Genomic DNA, 23,829 nt, shown 5'->3' with positions numbered 1-23,829 from the left:
ACGCCTGACGCGCCGCGGGTAACGACGACAGACAACCCGCACCATTTCGCGCGCCGGCAGAAAACAACACCAACTGATGCATTCGATTCAACTCGCCATCTGGGCAGTCGCCTTGCTCGTCATAGTCGCACTCGCGTTCGACTTCATGAACGGCTTTCACGACGCCGCCAATTCCATCGCCACGGTCGTTTCGACCGGCGTGCTCAAGCCGCAGCAGGCGGTCGCGTTCGCCGCCGCGTTCAACGTGATCGCGTATTTCATCTTTCACCTGAAGGTCGCGGCGACCGTCGGCAAGGGCACGATCGATCCCGAAATCGTCGATCAGTACGTGATTTTCGGCGCGCTCGTCGGCGCGATCGGCTGGAATATCGTCACCTGGATCTACGGCATTCCGTCGAGTTCGTCGCATGCGCTGATCGGCGGTCTCGTCGGCGCGGCGCTCGCCAAGTCGGGCTGGGGGTCGCTCAACATCGACGGTCTGCTCAAGACCGTGGCGTTCATCTTCATCTCGCCGCTGCTCGGCTTCGTGCTCGGTTCGTTCTTCATGCTGCTGGTGTCGTGGCTGTATTTCCGCACGCCGCCCTCGAAGGTCGACCGGCGTTTTCGCCGCATGCAGCTTGTCTCGGCCGGCCTCTATTCGCTCGGCCACGGCGGCAACGACGCGCAGAAGACCATCGGCATCATCTGGATGCTGCTGATTGCGACGGGTTACGCTTCGTCCACCGCCGACGCGCCGCCGGCCTGGGTCATCGGGCTCTGCTACCTGTCGATGGGTCTCGGCACGCTCTTCGGAGGGTGGCGCATCGTGCGCACGATGGGCCAGAAGATCACGAAGCTCAAGCCGGTGGGCGGTTTCTGCGCGGAGACGGGCGGGGCGATCACGCTCTTCGTCGCGTCGTTCCTCGGCATTCCCGTGTCCACGACGCACACGATCACTGGCGCGATCGTCGGCGTGGGCGCGACGCAGAAGTTCAGCGCGGTGCGCTGGGGCGTCGCCGGGAACATCGTGTGGGCGTGGATTCTCACCATCCCCGCATCCGCCGCGCTGGCCGCGGCGGGCTGGTGGGTCGGCCACCACTTCCTCTGAGCCGTACCCCGCGGCTCTGGGCGCGCCTCAGATGATCGGCGAGGACACGCCGTCCATCGGAATGATCGCGCCCGAGACGTAACTCGCGCGGCGGCTCGCCAGAAAAAGCGCCACATCGGCGATTTCCTCGGGCCTGGCATAACGACCGAGCGGCACTTTCGCCTGGCTCTCGGCGAGCACCTGATCGCGCGTGACGCCTTGCCGCTTCGCTTCCAGCTCCAGCGCTTCCTCGACGCGCTCCGTGAGCGTGCCGCCCGGATTGATCGCGTTGATGCGGATGCCGAGCTTCGCGTAATGATGCGCGAGCCCGACGGTATTGAGCATCAGCGCTGCATTCGCCGCGCCGCCCGCGATATGAATGTCCGTCGCAATTTTCCCGCCCATCCCGACGATATTGACGATCGCCCCCGGCTCGGCGCCCGGTTCGCTGCGCAGCCGCTCGGCCATGCGTTTGAGCACGACTTGCTGCGGATAGACGTAGGAGAAGTATTTCGCGTCCATGGCCGCCTTGTACGCGGCGGCGTCGAGCGTATCGGGGTCGTAGCGGCGCGCGGCGCCAGCGCTGTTGATCAGAATGTCGATGGGGCCGAGCGCGGCGCTCGCTTCCTCGACGACATCCTCGGCGCTGTGCGCCTCATGCAGATCGGCGCGCGCGAGATGCACGTGATAGCCGCTGCTGGCCAGTTGCTCGCGGGCGCGGGCGAGATTCGCGGCATCGCGCGAGACGATGGCGACTTTCGCGCCCTCGCTCGCGAACGCTTTCGCGCATGCAAATCCGATTCCCTTGCTGCCGCCCGTGATCAGGACGACCTTGCCCGCGAGTCCCAAGTCCATGTTCCGCTCCGTCGACGAATGATCGGGACACGATAGCAGAGACGCGCCACGCGCGTCAGTTCGTGCCGGTCGCGAAGCGGGCGATGGGGTCGTCGTTCTGCACGGGACGAGGCGCGGCAAGCGAACCTGTGGACGCGCGCATCACGCGAACGGGCGGTTCGGCGGGGTCGTCGGCTGCGGCCTGCGCGGTGCGCGCCTGCTGACGCGCGGCGCGTGACGTCGGGGGCGGCGGCTCGAAAGCGTCGGCGGCGGCTTGAATCGGATCGGGCGTGGCGCCGACGGCGGCGACCGATGGCGTGGTCGCACCGGCAGCCTGCGATTGTCGCTGCGCCGCGGTGAGCGTCGATGGCGGCGGCTCGAAGGCGTCGGCGCTTGCTGGTGGCGGCGCCTGACGCGCGTAAGTCGGCGCGGGTGTCGGCGGCGGCGCAGGTGTCGCGACAGGCGGCGTCGCGGCAGGCGCGGACGCAGGCGATGCCAGATAAGTCGGGGCATCGAAAGGGGCTGGCGCCGACTTCGGCGGCGCGACCCGCCGGATGCCGTCGAAGCGCTTCGCCCAGTACGGGTTCGTCAGATAGTCGAGCCGCACGGTGCCGCCCGTGGACGGCGCATTCACGAAACGCAGCTTTCCGACGTAGATCCCCACATGCGAATGCGGCCGCCCGGTCGTGTTGAAGAAGATCAGGTCGCCGGGCGCGATCTCGTCGGGTTCGACCGAGTCGCCGCGCGAACTCATTTCCGCCGTCGTGCGCGGCAGATTCACCGACGCCGCGCGATCGACGACGTAGCGCACGAGGCCGCTGCAATCGAAACCCGCGTCGGGCGTGTTGCCGCCCCAGCGGTAGGGCACTCCGACGAGCGACATCGCCTGGATGGAGATTTCCTCCCGCCCGACGCTGTGATCGACGAAGGTCGGGAAGCCGGGCGGCGGCTTATAGGTTCGGTTCGCACTCGTGCTGGCGGCGGGCTTGCTGCGCGCAGCCTGCTGCGGCGCGGTTCCACACGCGGCGAGCAGCACGGCAACGAGAAGCGGCAACCAGATTCGAGACATTGCAGAAAGGCGAGCGAAAATTCGCCAGGAAGGGCGGTTGTGCCGATACTAGCCCGCCGAACGGGCGTGCGGCAAGATGTCTTGAGGATTTACATGAAGTTTGTGCCGTAAGTCTTGCCGCCGGTGCACGTCCAGCAAAAGAAAAGGCCTGGCGGATCGCTCCGCCAGGCCGTCTTCAACGAACTTCCGTCGTGATTAGAGAATATCGGACGCGTAATCGGCAAGACGCGAACGCTCGCCGCGCGCGAGCGTCACGTGACCGCTGTGCGTCCAGCCCTTGAAGCGGTCGACGACGTATGTCAGCCCCGAACTGCCTTCGGTCAGATACGGCGTGTCGATCTGCGCGATATTGCCGAGGCAAATGATCTTCGTGCCAGGGCCCGCGCGCGTGACGAGCGTCTTCATCTGCTTGGGCGTCAGGTTCTGCGCTTCGTCGATGATCACGTACTTGTCGACGAACGTCCGGCCGCGCATGAAGTTCATGCTCTTTACCTTCAGGCGCGAACGGATTAGCTCCTGGGTTGCGGCGCGGCCCCATTCGCCTGCGGCATCGTCGGTTTTCTGGAGCACTTCGAGGTTGTCGTCGAACGCGCCCATCCACGGCTGCATCTTCTCTTCCTCGGTGCCCGGCAGAAAGCCGATATCCTCGCCAACGGGCACGGTGGCGCGCGTCACGATGATCTCGTTATAGCGCTTGTCGTCGAGCACTTGCGCGAGACCGGCGGCGAGCGCCATCAGCGTCTTGCCGGTGCCCGCCTGGCCGAGCAGCGTGACGAAATCGACTTCCGGGTTCATCAACAGGTTGAGCGCGAAGTTCTGCTCGCGATTGCGCGCCGTGATGCCCCACACGTTGTTCTTGTGATGGCCGTAGTCGCGCAGCGTTTGCAACAGGGCGGTCTTGCCGTTCAGCTCGCGCACCACCGCGTGAAACGACGGTTCGCCGTTCTGCGGTTCGAGATACACGAACTCGTTGACGAGCATCGACGGACACAGCGGCCCGGTCACGCGGTAATACGTCGTGCCGGTTTTCGTGTCCTGCCAGCTTTCCATGCCCTTTGCATGCCGGGTCCAGAAATCCTGCGGCAGCGCGCGCACGCCCGAGTACAGGAGGTCCTTGTCCTCGAGAACCTGGTCGTTGAAGTAGTCTTCGGCGGGCAGACCCAGCGCATGCGCCTTGATGCGCATGTTGATGTCTTTCGACACCAGCACCACCTGACGGTCCGGCCGCTCCTTCTGCAACGCGCGCACGACGCCGAGAATCTGGTTGTCCGCCTTGCCGACGGGCAAGCCCTGAACCGGCTCGATATCCGTGAGCGTGGTCTGGAAGTAGAGGCGGCCGAGCGCGTCGCGATTGCCTTGCGACGAAAGCGGAATGCCTTCGGTCATCTTGCCCGTGTGCGCGACGAGCGCATCCAGCGTGCGGCTGACCTGACGCGCGTTGCGCGCGACTTCCGACATGCCCTTTTTGTGGTTGTCGAGTTCTTCCAACGTCATCATCGGCAGATAGACGTCGTGTTCCTCGAAGCGGAAGAGCGAACTCGGATCGTGCATCAGCACGTTGGTGTCGAGCACGAAAAGCTTGCGCAATTCGGTTTCGGCGGTCGCAGCCTTGCGGCGTTTGCCCTGGGCCCTGGCTTCGTCGCGGGCGGCGGATGGGGCGGGCGCCACGGGCGTGTCAGCACGTTCCGCACGTTCGGCGCGGGCGTCGATTCCGGCCGGCGTTTCGCGCGCGGCGGGCGCGGGTTGCAGGAGCGCCGCGGTCTGTTTCGATTTTCGGCCGCGCGTTGGCACGGTGCCGGGCGCGGGCGGCGGCACGGCCGCTTCGGCGTGCGCTCCGGACGGAATCTGGGTCAGCACTTCGCTCGCGATCGAGCGCAGCGTATGCGCGGCGTTGGCTGCGGGACGCTCGGCGGTGACGGTCTCGACCGCGCCGAAGGCGTCGTCATCGCTGGCCGCCGCAGATTTTTTCGACTGCTTCGAAGGCCGGGCTTTGGCCTTGTATTCTTCAGCCGGAAGGAGATGGCCGAGCTTGGCCGGGGCGGTAGGCAAAGGCATGGTGTTCCCTCGAAAGGAATCGGGTTCGTGTATCGTGCGCCGCCTGTCGCATCCTGCTCGTACGCCCTCGAAGCGATACGATTCCAGCAGTTTGCGCCCGGTGGCGCGCTTCGTTGTCGAAATCGCCGGTTCGCCTAAGTTTCGATCTGCTCCTTGGAGGTTGCGTGCGGCGCGACGCGCGCAAGCCGGGACAGCGTGGCTTTCGTGCGGCGCCAAATAAAAAAGCCGCCGTTCCGATTAGCGGAACCAGCGGCTGACTTCTGTTTCAGAGCGCGTTTCCCTTGCCGACTCCGCATAGCCCGGGTCCACGCCGGCCGTGCCGGCAGGCGCACGGCGGCTTGCGCGAAGACTACGGAAATGGGGTGGACAGGCGCTCATTGCGGTCCAATATAGCGTGCCTCAAATCGCTTGTACAGCCTCGACGATGGCCTCTACGTGGCCTGGCACCTTGACGCCGCGGAACTCGCGCCGAAGCACGCCTTTCGCGTCGATGAGGAAGGTCGAGCGCTCCACGCCGCGCACTTCCTTGCCATACATTTTCTTCATTTTGATGACATCGAAGAGCGAGCAGATGGCTTCGTCGCCGTCTGAAACGAGCGTGTAAGGCAACTCCAGCTTGGCCTTGAAGTTGTCGTGCGATTTCACGCTGTCGCGCGAGATGCCCACGATTTCCGCGCCGGCGGCCTTGAACTGGTCGTAGTGGTCGCGAAATTGCAGGCTTTCGGTCGTGCAGCCCGGCGTGTTGTCCTTCGGATAGAAAAAGAGCACGACTTTCGTGCCGCGCAGGCTCGAAAGCGTGAACTCGCCACCCGTCGCGGGTGCGGTGAAGTCGGGTACGGGCTGGTCGACTGCAACTGACACGTAGGTTTCTCCGGTTGTTGTGATTTGTCGGTGAGAAAGAGCGACGAGATGCGAAGCGGCCACGCGCCGCTTTCAGCCCGGCTGGACGATGAGTTCGCCCGCGCGGCCCGGAATCTCGCCCCACGTGACAGGGTACGTGGGCAGCGTCGCGCGGTCCAGCGCCGCATGGTAATCGCCCATCGTGGCGAAGCTGTGTCCCTGCGCGCGCCAGCCGGCAAGCAGTTGCTCGAAGATCGGCGCGAGCTTCTGGCCTTCGAGTTCCGCGTGCAGCGTGAACACCTGATCGTGCGGATTGTCCGCCGTGTAACGCAGCAGATGCGCGGCGACGCTGCTTTCGTCGACGCCATCGACACCCAGCACTTCGTCGAGCGTGGGCAGCGTGGTCGGCATCTGGACGTGGTTCAGCGTGCGGCCGTCGAGCACGGGAATGTACGGCGTGTGACCGCGCCCGTCGGACGCATAGCGCATGCCCCAGGCGTCGATCTGCTCGAACGCGTAGCCGTTCATCTGCCAGCCCGCCGCGCCGTGCGTGACGGGCGGCGCGCCGAAAATCTCGATGAAGCGCGCATGGCTCTGCTCCATCTGCGCGACGGTCCATGCGCGATCGCGCGCGCGCACGTTGTCCTGCCAGTAGACGTGATCCCACGTATGGATGCCGCATTCGAAGCCGGCCTCGTGGATCGCGCGCATTTCGGACACGGCTTCGCGGCCGATGTCCGGCCCCGGCAACAGCACGCCGTACATCAGCGTCTTCACGCCGTAATGCTCGACCACCGACGTGCGCGACACCTTCTTCAGAAAGCCCGGCCGGAAAACGCGCCGCAGCGCCCAGCCCGTGTGATCCGGGCCGAGGCTGAAGAGGAAGGTCGCGCGGGCGCTGAATTTGTCGAGCAGGCGCCCGAGATTGGGCACGCCTTCGCGCGTGCCGCGCAAGGTATCGACGTCGATCTTGAGAACGATGCGGGCCACGCGCTTGCCTTTACGCCTGTTCGACGAGCTTGCGGGCTTCGCCCACGTGCGCGCGATACGCTTCGAAAATCTTGCGCAGCGCGTCGTCCATCGACGCTTCCGGCTTCCAGCCAAGTTCCTGCATGGTGTTGTCGATCTTCGGCACGCGGTTCTGCACGTCCTGATAGCCCGCGCCGTAGTACGCGCCCGACGAAGTCTCGACGAGCTGCACCTTCTTCGCGCTCTCCGCGTACTCGGGAATCTGGTTCGCGAGCGCGAGCATCTTGTTCGCGAGTTCGCGCACCGAGAAGTTGTTGGTCGGGTTGCCGATGTTGTAGATCTTGCCCGACGCCACGCCGTCCTTGTTCTCGATGATCTTCATGAGCGCGCCGATGCCGTCGTCGATATCGGTGAACGCGCGCTTCTGCGCGCCGCCATCGACGAGACTGATGTTCTCGCCGCGCACGATGTGGCCGAGGAACTGCGTCACGACGCGCGACGAACCTTCCTTCGGCGTGTAGATCGAGTCGAGGCCCGGGCCGATCCAGTTGAACGGACGGAACAGCGTGAAGTTCAGGCCTTCCATGCCGTAGCCCCAGATCACGCGGTCCATCAACTGCTTGGAGCACGCGTAGATCCAGCGCGGCTTGTTGATGGGGCCGTAGGAGAGCACCGAGTTTTCCGGGTCGAACTGCTCGTCGGTGCACATGCCGTACACCTCGGAGGTCGACGGAAACACCAGATGCTTGCCGTACTTCACGGCCGAACGCACGATCGGCAGATTGGCTTCGAAGTCGAGCTCGAATACGCGCAGCGGCTGTTTCACGTAGGTCGCGGGCGTGGCGATCGCGACGAGCGGCAGGATCACGTCGCACTTCTTCACGTGATACTCGACCCACTCCTTGTTGATCGTGATGTCGCCTTCGAAGAAATGCATCCGCTCGTGATTCGCGAGGTCGCCCAGGCGGTCGGTTTGCATGTCCATCCCGAAGACTTCCCAGTCGGTGGTTTCGAGGATGCGCTTGGACAGGTGATGGCCGATGAAGCCATTGACACCCAGAATCAGAACTTTTTTCATGAATGACGAGAGGATTGAATGATGCGGCCAAATTCGGCAGGTTCGACGGTGCGCGCTTCGTTCGACGGAGCGCCGCCGGCATCGAGTGGCCGGCGACGCAACTCGTGGATGGCAATGACGCGGCCGTCGCCGCAGACGCCAAACAGCGCATTATCCGTCACGCTCAGGCCCGGGGGCAAACGCCGCAGCTCACGGAGTCTTTCGGGCGGCACGCCCGGCGCGCCCGTTTCCGGCACGAGCCGCGCCCGCGCGACGATGAAGCGCTCCGCGCCGATATCCGTGAACGCGCCCGGATACGGCGGCGCAACCGCGCGGATCAGGTTGTAGACGCGCTCGCCCGGCTGCGACCAGTCGATGCGCCCGTCCTCCGGCTTGCGCCCGCCGTAATAGCTGCCCGACGCGAGATCGTTCGGCAGATGCGGCGCTTCGCCCGCGAGCAAGGCGGGCAGCACGCGCCAAAGCGTCTGCTCGGCGGCGACCACGGTTTTGTCGAAGACCTGGCTCGCGGTGTCGTCGGGGAGAATCGGCACCGGGGTCTGCGCGAGGATCGCGCCGGCATCGGGCTTCTCGGCCATTTCATGCAGCGTCGCGCCGGCTTCGGTTTCGCCGTTGAGCACGGCCCAGTTCGTCGGCACGCGGCCGCGATACTTCGGCAGCAGCGAGCCGTGCATGTTGTACGCGCCGCGCCTGGCGAGCGACAGCAGCGACACCGGCAGCATGTTCCGGTAATAGAACGAGAAGATGAAATCCGGCGCGATGCTTTCCACCGCGTCGAAGAGCTCGGGCGATTTCGGATCGGCGGGCGTGATGGTTTCGATGCCGTGTTCCGCCGCGACCTGCGCGACGCTGCCGAACCAGATGTTCTCGCTCGCGCTGTCCTCGTGCGTGACGACCAGCGCGACATCGACGCCGCGCGCGAGCAGCACCTGCAGGCAGCGCACGCCGACGTTGTGATAGGCGAAGACGACTGCGCGCGGTTTCATCGACCGTTGTCCTCACGCGTGACGACCGCGACAGGCTGCACCGCCTCCTGAGCCGGCCTGACCGCGGAGGGCAGGCCGTCGCGCTGCTCCAGAATGGTCTGCACGAGATAGCGCGGCCGCGCGCGCACTTGCTGATAAATGCGCCCGATGTACTCGCCGAGCAGTCCGAGCGCGAAGATGATCACGCCGAGCATGAAGAACGTAATGGCGAAGAGGGTGAACACACCCTGGACTTCCGCGCCGAACATGAAGCGGCGAATCACCAGCAGCAGGAACAGGCCCGCCGAGCCGACCGACAGAATCACGCCGATGAACGACAGCCATTGCAGCGGCACCACGGAGAAACCCGTGACGAGATCGAAGTTCAGGCGGATGAGGCTATAGAGCGAATACTTCGATTCGCCCGCGAAGCGCTCTTCGTGCGCGACATCGACTTCGATCGGGTTCTGCGCGAAGGTGTACGCGAGCGCCGGAATGAACGTGTTGATCTCGCCGCAGCGGTTGATCGTGTCGATGATATGGCGGCTGTAGGCGCGCAGCATGCAGCCCTGATCCGTCATCTTGATCTTGGTGATGCGCTCGCGCAGGCGGTTCATCGCGCGCGACGCCTTCTTGCGCCACAGGCTGTCCTGCCGCTGCTGGCGAATGGTGCCGACGTAGTCGTAACCCTCGCGCATCTTGCCGACGAGCTTGCCGATTTCCTCGGGCGGATTCTGCAGGTCGGCGTCGAGCGTGACGACGATCTCGCCGCGCGACTGCTCGAAGCCCGCGAGAATCGCCATGTGCTGCCCGTAATTGCCGTTGAGCAGAATGACGCGCGTGGTGTCGGGCCGCACGTGGAATTGCTGCGCCAGCAGCGCGGCCGACTTGTCGCGGCTGCCGTCGTTGATGAAAATCACCTCGTACGACGTGCCGAGCGCATCGAGCGCCGGATAGAGGCGCTGAAAGAGGGCGGCGAGGCCGTCCTGCTCGTTGTACACGGGGATGATCACCGAAAGCTCGGGAGTCGTCGCCGGAAAATCCAAATGACTCATGTTGCGCTGAGTGTCCTTGCTGGTGTTACCCGTTGAGTTGTGCGTCGCCGAACTGTTCGCAGATCTCGTCGATCGATTTCACGACGTGCGCGACGTCGTCCGTGCTCATCAGCGTGAAGAGCGGCAGCGTGACCGTCGACGCGCCGTAGCGCTCCGCATGCGGGAACATGCCTTCGCCGAACCCGCGCGCCCGATACAGCGTGAACAGGTGCAGCGCCGGATAATGCACGCCCGCGCCGATGCCGCGCGCCTTCAGCTCGCCCATGAACTCCGCGCGCGTGAGCTTCAGTTTGTCGAGCGGCAGCGCGATCTGGAACATGTGCCAGTTGCTGTCGGTGAAATTGCGCGGCGGCAGGCCGACGCCGAGCTTCACGGCCGCGCCGCCTTCGAACGCATCGAAATAGGCGCGCGCGAGTGCGCGGCGTTTTTCCGTGAAGCGCTCGATCTGGCGCAACTGGCCGAGCCCGACGCGCGCCGCGACGTCCGTCAGGTTGTACTTGCCGCCGAGCACGTCGCAATCCATGCCGTCGAAGCCCGTGCGCGTGATACCTTGCAGCCGGTACTTGCGCGCGAGTTCCGCCTCGTCCTCGTTGTTGAGCACGAGCGCGCCGCCTTCGATCGAGGTCACGTTCTTGTTGGCGTGGAAGCTGAACGAGACGATGTCGCCGATCGCGCCGATGCGCTTACCTTTCCACGTCGAGCCGAACGCCTGCGCGGCGTCCTCGATCACGCGCAGCTTGTGGGCGCGCGCGATCTCGTAGAGCCTGTCCATGTCGACGGGCAGGCCCGCCAGATACACCGGCATGATCGCCTTGGTGCGCGGCGTGATGGCGCGCTCAAGCAGGTTCAGGTCGATATTGCGCGTGACCGGATCGATATCGACGAACACCGGCGTCGCGCCCACTTCGAGAATCACGTTCGCGGTCGAGACCCAGGTCATCGGCGTGGTGATGACTTCGTCGCCCGGGCCGACACCCGCGATGCGCAAGCCGATCTCCATCGTGCAGGTGCCCGAGTTGAACGCCCGCACGGGGCGGCCGCCGACATACGCGGAGAGCTCGGCTTCGAACTGCTGACATTGCGGGCCGGTGGTGATCCAGCCCGAGCGCAGCACGTCGACGACGCCCTGAATGGTCTCTTCGTCGATCTCCGGCTTCACGAAAGGCAGGAACGGCCGCGTTGTTTGAGTCATGGACTAGCGCCAAAAAAATGAATTGATCCGATCGAACGTTCGACCGCGCGGCCTTAGCCGCGCGCGAGCACCACGACGCCCACGAGAATGATGCCGATGCCGATGAGCCGCTGCATCGACAGAACTTCGCCGAACAGATACCACGCCGCGAACGCATTGACGACGTAGCCGAGCGAGAGCATCGGATAGGCGACCGAGACGTCCACCCGCGACAGCCCGACGATCCACACGACGACGCTCAGCACATAGCACGCGAGCCCGCCGATGATGGGCAACTGCGTCGCGATCTTGATGCCGACCGGCAGGATGTTCGCGGGCGTCATCTCGAAATGGCCCACCGCGTTCACGCCGGCTTTGAGCAGCAGTTGGGCGCATGCGTTCAACAATACGCCGATGACGATACAAATGAAGGAAATCGGGTTCATCGTGCGTTTTTCAAATACGGGACAAGGATACTCGGTTCATCTCGAAATGCCGAACGATCGTGCGGTGCAATATCGCTCACGGCTGCGGTTTTTCGACGATCACACGCCGCGCGTCGCGCGCGATGACCTGCATCGGCACATGGCGTGCCGCGAGTTCGTCGTAGCGGCCCGGACCCATGAGGGCGAGGGCGTAACGGTCGGCGTCCCATCGCCTGATCCACTCGTCGAGGCTCGGCACCCATTTTTGCGGCTCGGTCTGCACGCCGAAGGTCAGTTCGTCGGCTTCCTGAACCATGATCATCGTGTGTCCCAGATAGAAGGGCATCGTGTGATCGAGCTTGGCGATGGAATAGAAGGGTGTGTCGGGCGGCAGCTTGGCCATGGCGGCCGTCACGGCCGGCACGAGCTTGACGCCTGAGCTTTCCTTGCCGAACACGTCGTGCCCTGTGCCCGCGATCGTGCCGAGCAACAGCCACGCCGCACCCAGCCCGGCCGCGCCCGCGAGCACGCTGCGGCGGTTCAGCCAGAGCGCGAAGATCGTGACTACGAAGGCGACCGCGAGGCCCGCGTACACCCAGACCTGGAACGCGCGATACAGCGCGTTCGGATTCGTGGCGCTGCCCGCGCGGCCGATGAAAATGGCGCCGAACGCCGCCGCGATGAGAAACACCGCGTAGCCGATCAGATGCATGCGGTACCGCGATTTCGTGAGCGACGGCAAATAAAGGCCGATCACGAGCGCGAGCGCCGGCGCAATCGGCAGCACGTAAGACAAAAGCTTCGAGTGCGACGCGCTGAAGAACAGGAAGATGAAAGCCGACCAGACGAGCAGCATCGTGACCGGCGCGAAGCCGTTGGGCTGGCGCGGCGTTTTCAGACCGTGACGCACGCTTTGAAAGGCTATCGACAGCCAAGGCAGAAAACCGACGAGCAGCACGGGCACGAAGTAATACCACGCGCCCGGGCGGTTCTGTTCCGGCGTCAGGTAGCGCCTGAATTGCTGCACGATGAAGAAGAAGTCGAAGAACTCGGGATTCTTCATCTGCACGAGCACGAACCACGGAGCCGTCACGATCAGGAACACGATCACGCCGCTGCCGATATAGAGCCTTCGCCAGAGCGCCCAGTCGCGCGAGACGAGCGAGTAGAGCACGAGGACCGCGCCCGGCAGGATCAGGCCGACGAGGCCCTTGGACAACACCGCCGCGCCCATGCCGGCCCAGCAGAGCCACATCCAGAGGCGCACGTGACGCGTCGAAAGGCCGGGACGCTGGGCGAGCAGCAGCGCGCAGAGCGTCAGTTCCATCCAGAACGACAGGCCCATGTCGAGCGCGTTGAAGTGGCCCATCAGGTTCCAGTACGGGCAGGTCGCGAGAATGACCGCGGCGGCGAAGCCGGTCATTGCGTTGAACACCCGCGTGCCGGTATAGCCGACGAGCAGCACGCCCGCGAAACCGGTGAGCGCCGTATAGAGCCGCGCCTGCCATTCGCCGATGCCGAACCAGGCGAACGTGAGCGCGTTCGCCCAGGTCTGCAGCGGCGGCTTTTCGAAGTATTTGTAGCCGTTGTAACGCGGCGTGATCCAGTCGCCGGTCACGAACATCTCGCGCGCCATTTCGGCATAACGGCCTTCGTCGCTGGGGACGAGATGGCGCAACCCGAGCGGCGCGAACCAGACGATCGCGAGCGCGAGAATCAGAAGAATGAGCGAAAGATGCGTGAGCGGTAGCCGCGAAGGCTTATCGTTCATGAAGTCGACCTGTCCGATGCCGCGATGCGCGGCGCTAGTGAAACGAAATGGGCGGTGCGCGCGGGCTGCGCGAGAATTCGGCGTGCGCATGCTCAGGCACGCATTTTCGCCGAGAGTTCGCCTGGCGCCGATGCGCCGCGCGCATGCCGACCGGCGGCCGGCCCGGCGTCGCCGCGACTGCCGCCGGATGCGTCGCGCCGCCCCCCGGCGCGCGTCCCGGAAAGACGCATGCGGGCGGGAGTGTAGCGCACGCCCGCCCGGCGATTGTCAATTTTGACGCGGAGCCGGCGCCGGCTCGCGCCGATACCGGAACGGGCGCGAGTCTGACAGCGCTTCCTTAACGGTTCCTTAGCGGTTCCTCAGGCGCGCCTCAGACTTCGATCAGCAGCGCGGCGGCGACACGGCGGCCTTCGGACATCAGGATGTTATAGGTGCGGCACGCCGCGCCGAAATCCATCGTCTCGACACCGATGCGGTGCTTCGCCAGTTGCGCCGTGAGGCGCGGGTGCGGAAAGCGCAGCCGCGAGCCGCTGCCGAAGATGACGACTTCCGGGGCGGCCTGAACGAGCGCCTCGAAGTGCTCGGGCGTGAGCGCCTCGAACGACGACACCGGCCACGCCGCGACGGGCGTCTGGGGCATGACGATCACGCTGCTTTCGTGTCTTTCGAGATTGATCGCCACGAAACCGTCTCCGTAGCTCGTGATGGTGTTGAGCGCGCTGTTGGAATCCTGGTGCAGTTTCAAAACAGTGATCCGGCAAGGGAAGAGGTGAAGACTCAGCCCGCGACGCGGCTCATCGCGTTTCGCGCCAGCCTTTCATGCCGGCTTTTCGCAACGAAAACGGCGTTGCGGACCGCGTTCCTTTGGTGCATTGCGGAACTGAGTCATAATCAGTAAATTATAACTTTTCGGCTGCCGGGCTCGCTCGTGCGCCGCCTGTTGCGCTCGCGTGCCAGCCACAAGCCGCCTCCGACTCGCAATCCGGTCCGCATCGCCCCCCGCCTTACCTGGCGCGGCGTCAGAAATGCATCGTTCGGCGCTCGGGAACGAGCGGATCGCCCGGGCGAGCCGCCTTCAGGCTTCACCCTCGGTTTTTCGCACCACGCCCCGCGGCCGCCCGCGCGCGTGGCTGGCTGCATGAAATACCGGGCCGCATCCGACCGGCACCACAAAACCGTCCGCATTCACAACAGAACCAGAGCGCCAGCCGTGAAACCGATTCTCAAATCCAACAAGCTGCAAAACGTCTGCTACGACATTCGCGGACCTGTGCTCGAACATGCGAAGCGCCTCGAGGAAGAAGGCCATCGCATCATCAAGCTCAATATCGGCAATCTGGCGCCGTTCGGCTTCGAAGCGCCGGACGAGATCATCCAGGACATGATCCGCAATCTGCCGGGCAGTTCGGGCTATTCGGATTCGAAGGGCGTGTTCGCCGCGCGCAAGGCGATCATGCATTACACGCAGCAAAAGGGCGTGGCGGGCGTGGAACTGGACGATATCTACATCGGCAACGGCGCGTCCGAACTGATCGTCATGGCGATGCAGGCGCTGCTCAACGACGGCGACGAAGTGCTGCTGCCCGCGCCCGACTACCCGCTCTGGACGGCGGCCGTGAGCCTCTCGGCGGGCACGCCGCGCCACTATATGTGCGACGAGAGCAACGGCTGGATGCCGGACCTGGACGACATCCGCGCGAAGATCACGCCGAACACGAAGGCGCTCGTCGTGATCAATCCGAACAACCCCACGGGCGCGCTGTATTCGGACGAACTGCTGCTCGATCTGATCGCGCTCGCCCGTGAGCACGGCCTCATCATTTTCGCGGACGAGGTCTACGACAAGATCATCTACGACGGCAAGACGCATACGTCGATGGCCGCACTCTCGGAAGACGTGATCACGGTCACGTTCAACAGCCTGTCGAAGAGCTACCGTTCGTGCGGTTATCGCGCGGGCTGGATGGCGATTTCCGGGCTGATCGAAGAAAACCGCCGCCGCGCGAAGGATTATCTCGAAGGCCTCGGCATTCTCGCGTCGATGCGCCTGTGCCCGAACGTGCCCGGCCAGTATGCGATCCAGACGGCATTGGGCGGCTATCAGAGCATCAACGATCTGATCCTGCCGGGCGGGCGTCTCTACAAGCAGCGCGAGCTCGCGTACGAGATGCTCACGGCCATTCCGGGCGTGACCTGCGTGAAGCCGCAGGCCGCGCTCTACATGTTCCCGAAGCTCGATCCGAAGATGTACCCGATCCAGGACGATCAGCAGTTCATCACCGACCTCCTGCTCGAAGAGCGTGTGCTGCTCGTGCAGGGTACGGGCTTTAACTGGCCGACGCCGGATCATTTCCGCGTGGTCTTCCTGCCGAACGTCGACGATCTCGCGGATTCGGTGAACCGCATCGCGCGCTTCCTCGACGGCTATCGCAAACGGCATTCCGCTTAATTTCTCTTTAAAGACTCGCGCTGCATGGAACCGATCAAAGTAGGACTCTTGGGCTTCGGCACGGTCGGCAGCGGCACCTTCACGGTGCTGCGCCGTAACCAGGAAGAAATCAAACGACGCGCGGGCCGCGGCATCGAAATCGCGCGCGTCGCGGTGCGCACGCCGGCGAAGGCCGAGGCCGCTGCCGCTCAGGGCATCGCGGTGACGGACGACTTCGGCGCGGTCGTCGACGATCCTTCCATCGATATCGTGTGCGAAATGATCGGCGGCACGGGCTTCGCGCGCGAACTGGTGCTGCGCGCGATCGCCAACGGCAAGCACGTCGTGACGGCCAACAAGGCGCTGCTCGCGGTGCACGGCACGGAGATTTTCGAAGCCGCGCGCGCCAAGGGCGTGATGGTCGCGTTCGAGGCGGCGGTGGCGGGCGGCATTCCGATCATCAAGGCGCTGCGCGAAGGCCTGACGGCGAACCAGATTCAATACATCGCGGGCATCATCAACGGCACGACGAACTACATTCTTTCGGAAATGCGCGACCGCGGGCTCGACTTCGCGACCGCGCTTAAAGCCGCGCAAGAACTCGGTTATGCGGAAGCCGATCCGACCTTCGACATCGAAGGCGTCGATGCCGCACACAAGGTCACGATCATGAGCGCGATCGCGTTCGGCGTGCCGGTGCAGTTCGATCGCGCGTACGTGGAAGGCATCAGCAAGCTCGCGGCCATCGACATTCGTTACGCCGAGGACCTCGGCTACCGTATCAAGCTGCTCGGCATCGCGCGGCGCACGGAGAAGGGCATCGAACTGCGCACGCATCCGACGCTCATTCCCGCCAAGCGCCTGCTCGCGAACGTGGAAGGCGCGATGAACGCGGTCGTCGTGCACGGCGATGCGGTCGGCACCACGCTGTACTACGGCAAGGGCGCGGGCGCGGAGCCGACGGCATCCGCCGTGGTCGCCGATCTCGTCGACGTGACGCGCCTGCATACGGCCGACCCGGAGCATCGCGTGCCGCATCTGGCGTTCCAGCCGGATTCGCTGTCGAACACGCCGATCCTGCCGATCGACGAAGTGACGAGCGGCTACTACCTGCGTCTGCGCGTCGCCGACGTGACCGGCGTGCTCGCGAACATCACGCGCATTCTCGCCGACAAGGCCATTTCCATCGACGCGTTGCTGCAAAAGGAATCGGAAGAAGTCGACGGCGCGAACAAGGGCGAAACGGACATCATCCTCATCACGCACGAGACGCTGGAAAAGAACGTGAACGCGGCGATCGGCGAGATCGAAGCGCTCTCCACGGTCGTCTCGAAGGTGACGAAGCTGCGCATGGAAGCGCTCAACTAAGCACGGGTTAGCACGATGAACTACATCTCGACGCGCGGCGCCGGCCAGAACGAGCGCCACACGTTCTCGGACATTCTGCTGGGCGGCCTCGCGAAAGACGGCGGTCTGTATCTGCCGAACGACTACCCGAAGGTCAGCGCCGCCGAACTCGCGACATGGCGCACGCTGTCGTACGCGGATCTCGCGTTCGAAGTGCTGTCCAAATTCAGCGACGACATTCCCGCCGACGACCTGCGCTCGCTCACGCGCAAGACCTACACGGCGCAGGTGTACAGCAATGTGCGCCATGAAGAAAGCGCGGTGCAGATTACGCCGTTGAAGACGCTCGGCGAGGAAAACGGCACGACGCTGTCGCTGCTGGAATTGTCGAACGGCCCGACGCTCGCCTTCAAGGACATGGCGATGCAACTGCTCGGCAATCTGTTCGAGTACGCATTGGCCCGGCACGGCGAAGAGCTGAACATTCTCGGCGCGACGTCGGGCGATACCGGCAGCGCGGCGGAATACGCGATGCGCGGCAAGACCGGCGTGCGCGTGTTCATGCTGTCGCCGCACGGGAAGATGAGCGCGTTCCAGACCGCGCAGATGTTCTCGCTGCAAGACCCGAACATCTTCAATCTGGCCGTCGAGGGCAATTTCGACAACTGCCAGGACATCGTCAAGGCCGTGTCGAACGATCATGCCTACAAGGCGAAGCACAAGATCGGCACCGTCAATTCGATCAACTGGGCGCGCGTCGTCGCGCAGGTCGTGTACTACTTCAAGGGCTACTTCGCGGCGACGGCGAGCAACGAGGAGCGCGTGTCGTTCACGGTGCCCTCGGGCAACTTCGGCAATGTGTGTGCTGGGCACATCGCCCGCATGATGGGCCTGCCGATCGATCAGCTCGTCGTCGCGACCAATGAAAACGACGTGCTCGACGAGTTCTTCAAGACGGGCGTGTACCGCGTGCGCGGCGCGGCCGAGACGTATCACACGACCAGCCCGAGCATGGACATTTCGAAGGCGTCGAACTTCGAGCGCTTCGTGTACGACTTGCTGGGCCGCGACCCGGCGCGCGTGCTGCAGCTTTTCCGCGACGTGGAAGAACAGGGCGGCTTTGATCTCGCGGCGAGCGGCGACTTCGCGCGCGTGAAGGAATTCGGCTTCGTGTCGGGCAAGAGTGGCCACGACGATCGCGTGAAGACGATTCGCGACGTGTTCGACCGGTATCAGACGATGATCGACACCCATACCGCCGACGGCGTGAAGGTCGCGCGCGAGAACCTGAAGCCCGGCGTGCCGATGATCGTCCTGGAAACCGCGCAGCCGATCAAGTTCGGCGAGACGATCCGCGAGGCGCTCGATTGCGAGCCGGAACGGCCGTCGGCGTTCGTGGGACTTGAAAAACTGCCACAAAGGTTCGATATCGTTCCCGCGGATGCGAGCGTGGTGAAGGCGTTCATCGCCGAACGAACGTAGGGCGAGGCGCATCCGCCTCGTGCGGAGCGGCGCTGAAACGCATGGGCGCGGCCGCACTGGCCGCGCCCTTTTTCTTCGCGGCGCGATTTCGCGCCGAGCGCCCGCATCGGTGAAACGCGGGAAAACCCCGCCAAAAGCTGCTAAAATCTTAGGTTTTTCGTCGTACCCCATTCAAAAGGACGCGCCGTGCTGTCTACCGCCAACATCACCATGCAATTCGGGCCCAAGCCCCTCTTCGAGAACATCTCGGTCAAGTTCGGCGAAGGAAACCGCTATGGACTGATCGGGGCGAACGGCTGCGGCAAGTCGACGTTCATGAAAATCCTCGGCGGCGACCTGGAACCGAGTTCCGGCAACGTCATGCTGGAGCCGAACATCCGCCTCGGCAAGCTGCGCCAGGATCAGTTCGCCTATGAAGACATGCGCGTGCTCGACGTCGTCATGATGGGCCACACCGAAATGTGGGCCGCGATGACCGAGCGCGACGCGATCTACGCGAACCCCGACGCGACGGATGACGACTACATGCGCGCCGCCGACCTCGAAGCCAAGTTCGCCGAATACGACGGCTACACGGCCGAGGCGCGTGCGGGCGAGCTGCTGCTCGGCATCGGCATCGACATCAACGATCACAACGGCCCGATGAGCAACGTCGCGCCCGGCTGGAAGCTGCGCGTGCTGCTCGCACAGGCGCTGTTCTCGAAGCCCGACGTGCTGCTGCTCGACGAGCCGACCAACAACCTCGACATCAACTCGATCCGTTGGCTGGAAGACGTGCTCAACCAGTACAACTCGACGATGATCATCATCTCGCACGATCGGCACTTCCTGAACCAGGTCTGCACGCACATGGCGGACATGGATTACGGCACGCTGAAGATCTGGCCGGGCAATTACGACGACTACATGCTGGCCTCCACGCAGGCGCGCGAGCGTCAGCAGAACGCCAATCAGAAGGCGAAGGAGCGCGTGGCCGACCTTCAGGACTTCGTGCGCCGTTTCTCGGCCAACAAGTCAAAGGCGCGTCAGGCGACCAGCCGCCTCAAGATGATCGACAAGATCAAGATCGAGGAATTCAAGCCGTCGTCGCGTCAGAATCCGTTCATCCGCTTCGAGTACGAGAAGAAGCTGCATAACATCGCGGTGGTCGCGGAAGACATCACCAAGAAGTACGATCGCACGATCTTCCAGAACTTCTCGCTGTCCGTGCAGCCGGGCGAGCGCATCGCGATCATCGGCGAGAACGGCGCGGGCAAGACCACGCTGCTCAAGTCGCTCAAGGGCGCGCTGGATCTCGATCACGGCACCGTGAAGTGGGCGGAGAACGCGAACGTCGGCTACATGCCGCAGGACACGTACGAAGAGTTTCCGAAGGACGAGACGCTGACCGAGTGGATCGACCAGTACCGCAAGGAAGGCGACGACGAGCAGATGATGCGCGGCACGCTCGGCCGGCTGCTGTTCAACGCGGACGACATCAGGAAGAACGTGAAGGTGCTGTCGGGCGGCGAGAAGGGCCGCATGATCTGGGGCAAGCTGATGCTCGGCCGCCACAACGTGCTCCTGATGGACGAGCCGACGAACCACATGGACATGGAGTCGATCGAATCGCTGCAGATCGCGCTCGAGAAGTTCGAAGGCACGCTGATCTTCGTGTCGCATGACCGCGAGTTCGTCAGCGGGCTGGCGGACCGGATCATCGAAGTGAAGACCAATGGCACGCTAAGGGACTTCGGCGGGAATTACGAAGACTTTTTGTCGAGCCAGGGGATTCAGTAATCGCCGGCCCGGCGGCAGCGTTACGAAGCGGCCCGTCTCGAAAGAGCGGGCCGTTTTTCTATCGGCATCAGAGTCTGTCGTTCCGAAACCGCATCGCGGTGCCTTCGCGCGTGATGCGTTCCCAGATCGCGCGTTTTTCGTCGTCGGTCAGAAAGACCCAGTTGGAGACCTCGCCGGCCGTGCGGCCGCAGCCCTTGCAAACATCGTCGAAAAGCGTGGAGCACACGCCGATACAGGGGCTGTCGGGAAGGTCGTGAAGATTGGAAGCCATGGGGTTCACTCGTGACCGCGTCATCGGACGCGGTCCAAATCTCAAAAAAAGTTCAGCGCGCGATACTGTAGCCTATTCGCGCGATCCAGTGATGCCGCTGGTTGTAGTCGAGGATATCCTCGCCATAGCCGTTGAAGTAGCTGAGGAAGAGATAGCCGCCCCAGGCGCTGCCGATCAGCTTGGCGAGCGGATACGTGAACTGCGAATCGATGCTGCCGTACCAGTGCTTCGTGCCCTTGCGCAGTGTCGTCGCGAGCTGCCAGCCGTCCGGGCTGCCGTACTTCACGAGAAAGTCCACGTAGCCGCGGTAATCCGCAATGTCCTGATTGCCCGATTTCGACAGGTAGTAGTAGAACTTCGGCGAGAGCGTCAGGTGATGGGCGTTCAGATCGCCGAAATCCCACGTCGGGCGCACGAACGCGATATTGATCGCGCGCGATTCGTCGCCGCTCTTGCCGTTCGACTCATGCCCGAAGCCCGCGGAAACGCCCATGCGCGTGAAAAGCGGACTCTTCCAGCCGGTGTCTTCCACGTAGTAGAACAGTTGCGGCTGGAAGCTGATGTCGCGAAACGGCGACGACTCCGCGGACAGATTCCAGATCGCCGTCTGCGTGTAGCCGAAGTAAAGATTGTCGAGCAGGCCGCGCGAGCGCGGATCGTCGGGGAGATGAAGACGGTACTTGAAGCTGAACTGGAATTTGGCGAGATTATCGCCGTTCTTGCCGTCGGCGAAATAGATCGGATCGAACGTCGAGAAACGGCCGGAGAGCATCGTATCGCTGGTGGATGCCGGCAAGGCGACCGCGTTCGCGGCGGCGCTCGCGCTCGCGACCTGCGCGGGGGTCGTCGCCTGCGCTTCACGCTGCTCGGCCGCCACGACCTGCGTCTGCGTTTCGCTGCGATTGAGCGTGACGAGCATCGGCGACGCATCGAAGCCGACTGGATCGATCTTCACCGTGCCGCGCGCCGACTCGGGCCACGGCGCGGAAAAGCGCACGCGGCGGTATTGGCCCGGCGCGAGGCGCAGATGGTCGGGCACGTCCGGATCGCGCGCAAGCGTGAGCGGCACGGGCGGCAGATCGCCGTTGGTCAGACTGACGGTGAGTTGCTTCGGCACTTCGACGCTCAAGGGTGTGCGGTCGTCGTCGGTATAGAGCAGGGTCAGTTCCAGCGGCTGCGAAGCGGCGGCTTCGCGCGCAGGCTGCAACACGGCGACGGTGGCATGCGCCGCGCCGCTCGCGCAGAAAAGGGCGACGAGCAGCGTGAGCGGGCGTGAAGCGACAACCTTTGGCAAACGGGGGCATGGGCCTAAAGCCATGGAGTGCGGGTCCTGTTTCGGGGCGCAAAAAGGGGGTGACAGCAGGGTGTGACAGCACAAATCGCACCGCGATCCCGAAAATCGGCGCCCGATGGACGGCGTCAGCCTGGCAAGACCGCCTGCCACAGCATCGCGCCGTTCAGGGCGACGATCACGCCCGCGCACGCCCACGCCAGCGCGAGCGGAACACGCGCGACGCGCCAGCGGCCCATCAGCCCGAAATCGGAGGCGAAGCGCACGAGCGGAATCACGGCGAGGGGCAGTTGCAGGCTCAGCACGACCTGCGTCGCGACCAGCAGCGTGTTCGAACCGTGCTGGCCGAAGCTGCCGACCGCGACGAGCGCTGGCCCGATCGCGAGGCCGCGCGTGAGCATCGCGCGGGCCCAGCGGGCCATTTTCAGGCGCAGAAAGCCTTCCATCACCGCTTGGCCCGCGAGCGTGCCCGTGACCGTCGCATTCAGGCCGCAAGCGAGCAGGGCGGCGGCGAACACGACGCCCGCCCAGTGACTGCCGACGAGCGGCGCGATCAGCCGGTGCGCATCCGCGAGATCGTCGACGTCGACGTGACCGCTCGCATGGAACACCGCCGCCGCGACCACCAGCAGCGAGGCGTTGACGATGAACGCGAGCGTGAGCGACGCGAAGGTGTCGATATTCACGCCATGCAGCGCGCGCCCGATGGACACGTCGTCGCGGATGTTCGCGTGCTCTTTCACGAGCGCCGAGTGCAGATAGAGGTTGTGCGGCATCACGGTGGCGCCGAGAATGCCCGCCGCGAGCCAGAGCATGCCGGCGTCGCGCAGCAGTTCGCGCGATGGCGCGAGCCCGCGCATCGCCTCGCCCCAGACCGGATGCGCGAGCGCCAGTTCGATCACGAAGCAGAGGCTCACGAAGAAGATGAGCGTCGTCACGGCCCGCTGTAGCGGCCGGCGGCCGCGGCTTTGCAGCGCGAGCATCGCGAACGTTCCGACCGCCGAGATCAGCACGCCCGCGGTCAGCGAGAGGCCGAAGAGCATCTGGAGCGCGACCGCGCTGCCGACGACCTCCGCCACGTCGCACGCGATGATCGCGATTTCGCATGCGATCCACAGCACGATCGTCGTGCGGCGGCTGTAGCGCTCGCGGCACAACTGCGCGAGATCGCGCCCGGTCACGACGCCCACGCGCGAGGCGACCCATTGCAGCAGCATGCCCATCAGGCTCGCGAGCAGGACGACGAAAAGCAGCGAATAACCGTAGCGCGCGCCGCTCGCGAGCGCCGTCGCCCAGTTGCCGGGGTCCATGTAGCCCACGGCGACGAGCGCGCCCGCGCCCGCGAACGAATACCAGCGTCCGCGCGGGCGCGGCGAGCGTGGCCGTTCCTCGCGGCTGGCGGGCGACTGCGCGCCGGTTTTCGCGGCGGAAAGCTGAGCGAGCGCGGACGGATGGGTATTCATGCGGGAAACGGCCTCGAATAGCGATGCAACGGCGGCGTCGGTCAGGCGTGCGTGCGTTGCCGGTTCAGAAAACGCCGCATCTCGCGGCGCACGTCGAATTGGCTCGCAACAACCGTTCCGCTGGCTATTCGTCAGGCTCGCGCGCCCGTGATTTGAGGCGGCGTGAGGCCGATCACGAATAATGACATTGCAACGGGCTTACGCGAGCGCGCGCCACGATGCGAGTGTGGTTTTATCAGGTGCCGCGTGGGCCCATTAGGGGATAAAATGCGCGCTCTTTCCGGCGGCCCGCCATCGCGGGGCGGGCCGCCGGAGAACGCCCGCCGCGCGCAAGGCAAGGCTCGCCGGCCGTGGGCGCCACGGCGTGTACATTTTGCGCGACACGCGGCGCATTATTTTTTGTCGCGCTTGTGTTTAATGGTAGTTTCCGGGTTTCAAAGGGAGTCGCGGGCGCGATGCGGCGTGAAACGACG

20 protein-coding genes are annotated in these 23,829 nt (G+C 64.3%); 5 read left to right on the top strand and 15 right to left on the bottom strand.

Annotated elements, in window-relative coordinates; genetic code table 11:
- Positions 1 to 76: 76 nt before the first annotated feature.
- Complete coding sequence (locus tag LY284_RS05915; RefSeq protein ID WP_014191237.1) at positions 77 to 1,087, top strand: inorganic phosphate transporter; 1,011 nt, start codon at positions 77 to 79, stop codon at positions 1,085 to 1,087.
- A 27-nt stretch (positions 1,088 to 1,114) separates the two neighbouring features.
- Here LY284_RS05915 and LY284_RS05910 read toward each other — a convergent pair whose 3' ends face one another.
- The 12 genes from LY284_RS05910 to LY284_RS05855 form a co-directional block, all read right to left on the bottom strand.
- A complete protein-coding gene (locus LY284_RS05910; RefSeq protein WP_014191238.1) occupies positions 1,115 to 1,921 on the bottom strand; it encodes an SDR family oxidoreductase in 807 nt (268 codons plus the stop codon).
- Positions 1,922 to 1,976: 55 nt separating this feature from the next.
- Positions 1,977 to 2,969, bottom strand: a complete 993-nt coding sequence (locus tag LY284_RS05905) for a C40 family peptidase (RefSeq protein ID WP_045450463.1) — start codon at positions 2,967 to 2,969, stop codon at positions 1,977 to 1,979.
- A gap of 195 nt (positions 2,970 to 3,164) precedes the next feature.
- Positions 3,165 to 5,024, bottom strand: a complete 1,860-nt coding sequence (locus LY284_RS05900) for a PhoH family protein (RefSeq protein WP_014191240.1) — start codon at positions 5,022 to 5,024, stop codon at positions 3,165 to 3,167.
- Between the two features lie 399 nt (positions 5,025 to 5,423).
- Positions 5,424 to 5,885 (bottom strand): peroxiredoxin, encoded by a 462-nt coding sequence (locus LY284_RS05895; protein ID WP_014191241.1) that lies wholly within the window; start codon positions 5,883 to 5,885, stop codon positions 5,424 to 5,426.
- Positions 5,886 to 5,957: 72 nt separating this feature from the next.
- Complete coding sequence (locus LY284_RS05890) at positions 5,958 to 6,854, bottom strand: polysaccharide deacetylase family protein (RefSeq protein ID WP_014191242.1); 897 nt, start codon at positions 6,852 to 6,854, stop codon at positions 5,958 to 5,960.
- Between the two features lie 10 nt (positions 6,855 to 6,864).
- Complete coding sequence (locus LY284_RS05885) at positions 6,865 to 7,911, bottom strand: bifunctional UDP-4-keto-pentose/UDP-xylose synthase (RefSeq protein WP_014191243.1); 1,047 nt, start codon at positions 7,909 to 7,911, stop codon at positions 6,865 to 6,867.
- On the bottom strand, positions 7,908 to 8,894 hold the full coding sequence (locus LY284_RS05880; RefSeq protein WP_014191244.1) for a formyltransferase: 987 nt from the start codon (positions 8,892 to 8,894) through the stop codon (positions 7,908 to 7,910). Before LY284_RS05880 ends, LY284_RS05885 begins: the two co-directional genes overlap by 4 nt.
- Positions 8,891 to 9,928 carry a glycosyltransferase gene (locus LY284_RS05875; protein ID WP_014191245.1) on the bottom strand — a complete coding sequence of 346 codons (1,038 nt, stop codon included), beginning with the start codon at positions 9,926 to 9,928 and terminating at the stop codon, positions 8,891 to 8,893. The genes LY284_RS05880 and LY284_RS05875 overlap by 4 nt, the downstream gene beginning before the upstream one ends.
- 25 nt (positions 9,929 to 9,953) lie before the next feature.
- Positions 9,954 to 11,120 carry a DegT/DnrJ/EryC1/StrS aminotransferase family protein gene (locus tag LY284_RS05870; RefSeq protein ID WP_014191246.1) on the bottom strand — a complete coding sequence of 389 codons (1,167 nt, stop codon included), beginning with the start codon at positions 11,118 to 11,120 and terminating at the stop codon, positions 9,954 to 9,956.
- A 53-nt stretch (positions 11,121 to 11,173) separates the two neighbouring features.
- Positions 11,174 to 11,545: an SMR family transporter gene (locus LY284_RS05865; RefSeq protein ID WP_014191247.1), complete on the bottom strand. Its 372-nt coding sequence runs from the start codon at positions 11,543 to 11,545 to the stop codon at positions 11,174 to 11,176.
- A 76-nt stretch (positions 11,546 to 11,621) separates the two neighbouring features.
- Complete coding sequence (locus LY284_RS05860) at positions 11,622 to 13,295, bottom strand: glycosyltransferase family 39 protein (RefSeq protein ID WP_053568130.1); 1,674 nt, start codon at positions 13,293 to 13,295, stop codon at positions 11,622 to 11,624.
- Between the two features lie 370 nt (positions 13,296 to 13,665).
- Positions 13,666 to 14,040 (bottom strand): Mth938-like domain-containing protein, encoded by a 375-nt coding sequence (locus tag LY284_RS05855; protein ID WP_045450464.1) that lies wholly within the window; start codon positions 14,038 to 14,040, stop codon positions 13,666 to 13,668.
- A 465-nt stretch (positions 14,041 to 14,505) separates the two neighbouring features.
- On the opposite strand from LY284_RS05855, the gene LY284_RS05850 reads away from it, so the two are divergent.
- From LY284_RS05850 to LY284_RS05835, 4 genes are all read left to right on the top strand, one after another.
- Positions 14,506 to 15,744 (top strand): pyridoxal phosphate-dependent aminotransferase, encoded by a 1,239-nt coding sequence (locus LY284_RS05850; RefSeq protein ID WP_014191250.1) that lies wholly within the window; start codon positions 14,506 to 14,508, stop codon positions 15,742 to 15,744.
- A 24-nt stretch (positions 15,745 to 15,768) separates the two neighbouring features.
- A complete protein-coding gene (locus LY284_RS05845; RefSeq protein ID WP_014191251.1) occupies positions 15,769 to 17,091 on the top strand; it encodes a homoserine dehydrogenase in 1,323 nt (440 codons plus the stop codon).
- A 15-nt stretch (positions 17,092 to 17,106) separates the two neighbouring features.
- Complete coding sequence (gene thrC / locus LY284_RS05840; RefSeq protein WP_014191252.1) at positions 17,107 to 18,552, top strand: threonine synthase; 1,446 nt, start codon at positions 17,107 to 17,109, stop codon at positions 18,550 to 18,552.
- A gap of 186 nt (positions 18,553 to 18,738) precedes the next feature.
- Positions 18,739 to 20,331, top strand: a complete 1,593-nt coding sequence (locus LY284_RS05835) for an ABC-F family ATPase (protein WP_014191253.1) — start codon at positions 18,739 to 18,741, stop codon at positions 20,329 to 20,331.
- A gap of 67 nt (positions 20,332 to 20,398) precedes the next feature.
- On the opposite strand, the gene LY284_RS05830 is transcribed toward LY284_RS05835, so the two are convergent.
- The 3 genes from LY284_RS05830 to LY284_RS05820 form a co-directional block, all read right to left on the bottom strand.
- The gene (locus LY284_RS05830) at positions 20,399 to 20,602 is read right to left on the bottom strand and encodes a DUF1289 domain-containing protein (protein ID WP_233385247.1); all 204 of its coding nucleotides are present in this window, start codon (positions 20,600 to 20,602) and stop codon (positions 20,399 to 20,401) included.
- Between the two features lie 52 nt (positions 20,603 to 20,654).
- Positions 20,655 to 21,920 carry a phospholipase A gene (locus LY284_RS05825; RefSeq protein WP_233385244.1) on the bottom strand — a complete coding sequence of 422 codons (1,266 nt, stop codon included), beginning with the start codon at positions 21,918 to 21,920 and terminating at the stop codon, positions 20,655 to 20,657.
- A 101-nt stretch (positions 21,921 to 22,021) separates the two neighbouring features.
- A complete protein-coding gene (locus tag LY284_RS05820; RefSeq protein WP_045450469.1) occupies positions 22,022 to 23,356 on the bottom strand; it encodes an Nramp family divalent metal transporter in 1,335 nt (444 codons plus the stop codon).
- Positions 23,357 to 23,829 lie beyond the last annotated feature (473 nt).

Origin of the sequence: Caballeronia sp. PC1 (assembly GCF_021353155.1) — a bacterium.
GTDB classification, from domain to species: domain Bacteria; phylum Pseudomonadota; class Gammaproteobacteria; order Burkholderiales; family Burkholderiaceae; genus Caballeronia; species Caballeronia cordobensis.
The sequence above is the reverse complement of the archived record's forward strand: the minus strand, read 5'-3'. Positions and strand labels throughout refer to the sequence as shown.

Bases quoted from the DNA above. Each gene is read 5' to 3' on its own strand.
- LY284_RS05865 (WP_014191247.1), bottom strand. From the start codon at position 11,545: ATGAACCCGATTTCCTTCATTTGTATCGTCATCGGCGTATTGTTGAAC.
- LY284_RS05870 (WP_014191246.1), bottom strand. From the start codon at position 11,120: ATGACTCAAACAACGCGGCCGTTCCTGCCTTTCGTGAAGCCGGAGATC.
- thrC (WP_014191252.1), top strand. From the start codon at position 17,107: ATGAACTACATCTCGACGCGCGGCGCCGGCCAGAACGAGCGCCACACG.
- LY284_RS05880 (WP_014191244.1), bottom strand. From the start codon at position 8,894: ATGAAACCGCGCGCAGTCGTCTTCGCCTATCACAACGTCGGCGTGCGC.
- LY284_RS05905 (WP_045450463.1), bottom strand. From the start codon at position 2,969: ATGTCTCGAATCTGGTTGCCGCTTCTCGTTGCCGTGCTGCTCGCCGCG.
- LY284_RS05910 (WP_014191238.1), bottom strand. From the start codon at position 1,921: ATGGACTTGGGACTCGCGGGCAAGGTCGTCCTGATCACGGGCGGCAGC.
- LY284_RS05845 (WP_014191251.1), top strand. From the start codon at position 15,769: ATGGAACCGATCAAAGTAGGACTCTTGGGCTTCGGCACGGTCGGCAGC.
- LY284_RS05915 (WP_014191237.1), top strand. From the start codon at position 77: ATGCATTCGATTCAACTCGCCATCTGGGCAGTCGCCTTGCTCGTCATA.
- LY284_RS05885 (WP_014191243.1), bottom strand. From the start codon at position 7,911: ATGAAAAAAGTTCTGATTCTGGGTGTCAATGGCTTCATCGGCCATCAC.
- LY284_RS05820 (WP_045450469.1), bottom strand. From the start codon at position 23,356: ATGAATACCCATCCGTCCGCGCTCGCTCAGCTTTCCGCCGCGAAAACC.
- LY284_RS05825 (WP_233385244.1), bottom strand. From the start codon at position 21,920: ATGGCTTTAGGCCCATGCCCCCGTTTGCCAAAGGTTGTCGCTTCACGC.
- LY284_RS05860 (WP_053568130.1), bottom strand. From the start codon at position 13,295: ATGAACGATAAGCCTTCGCGGCTACCGCTCACGCATCTTTCGCTCATT.
- LY284_RS05875 (WP_014191245.1), bottom strand. From the start codon at position 9,928: ATGAGTCATTTGGATTTTCCGGCGACGACTCCCGAGCTTTCGGTGATC.
- LY284_RS05830 (WP_233385247.1), bottom strand. From the start codon at position 20,602: ATGGCTTCCAATCTTCACGACCTTCCCGACAGCCCCTGTATCGGCGTG.
- LY284_RS05900 (WP_014191240.1), bottom strand. From the start codon at position 5,024: ATGCCTTTGCCTACCGCCCCGGCCAAGCTCGGCCATCTCCTTCCGGCT.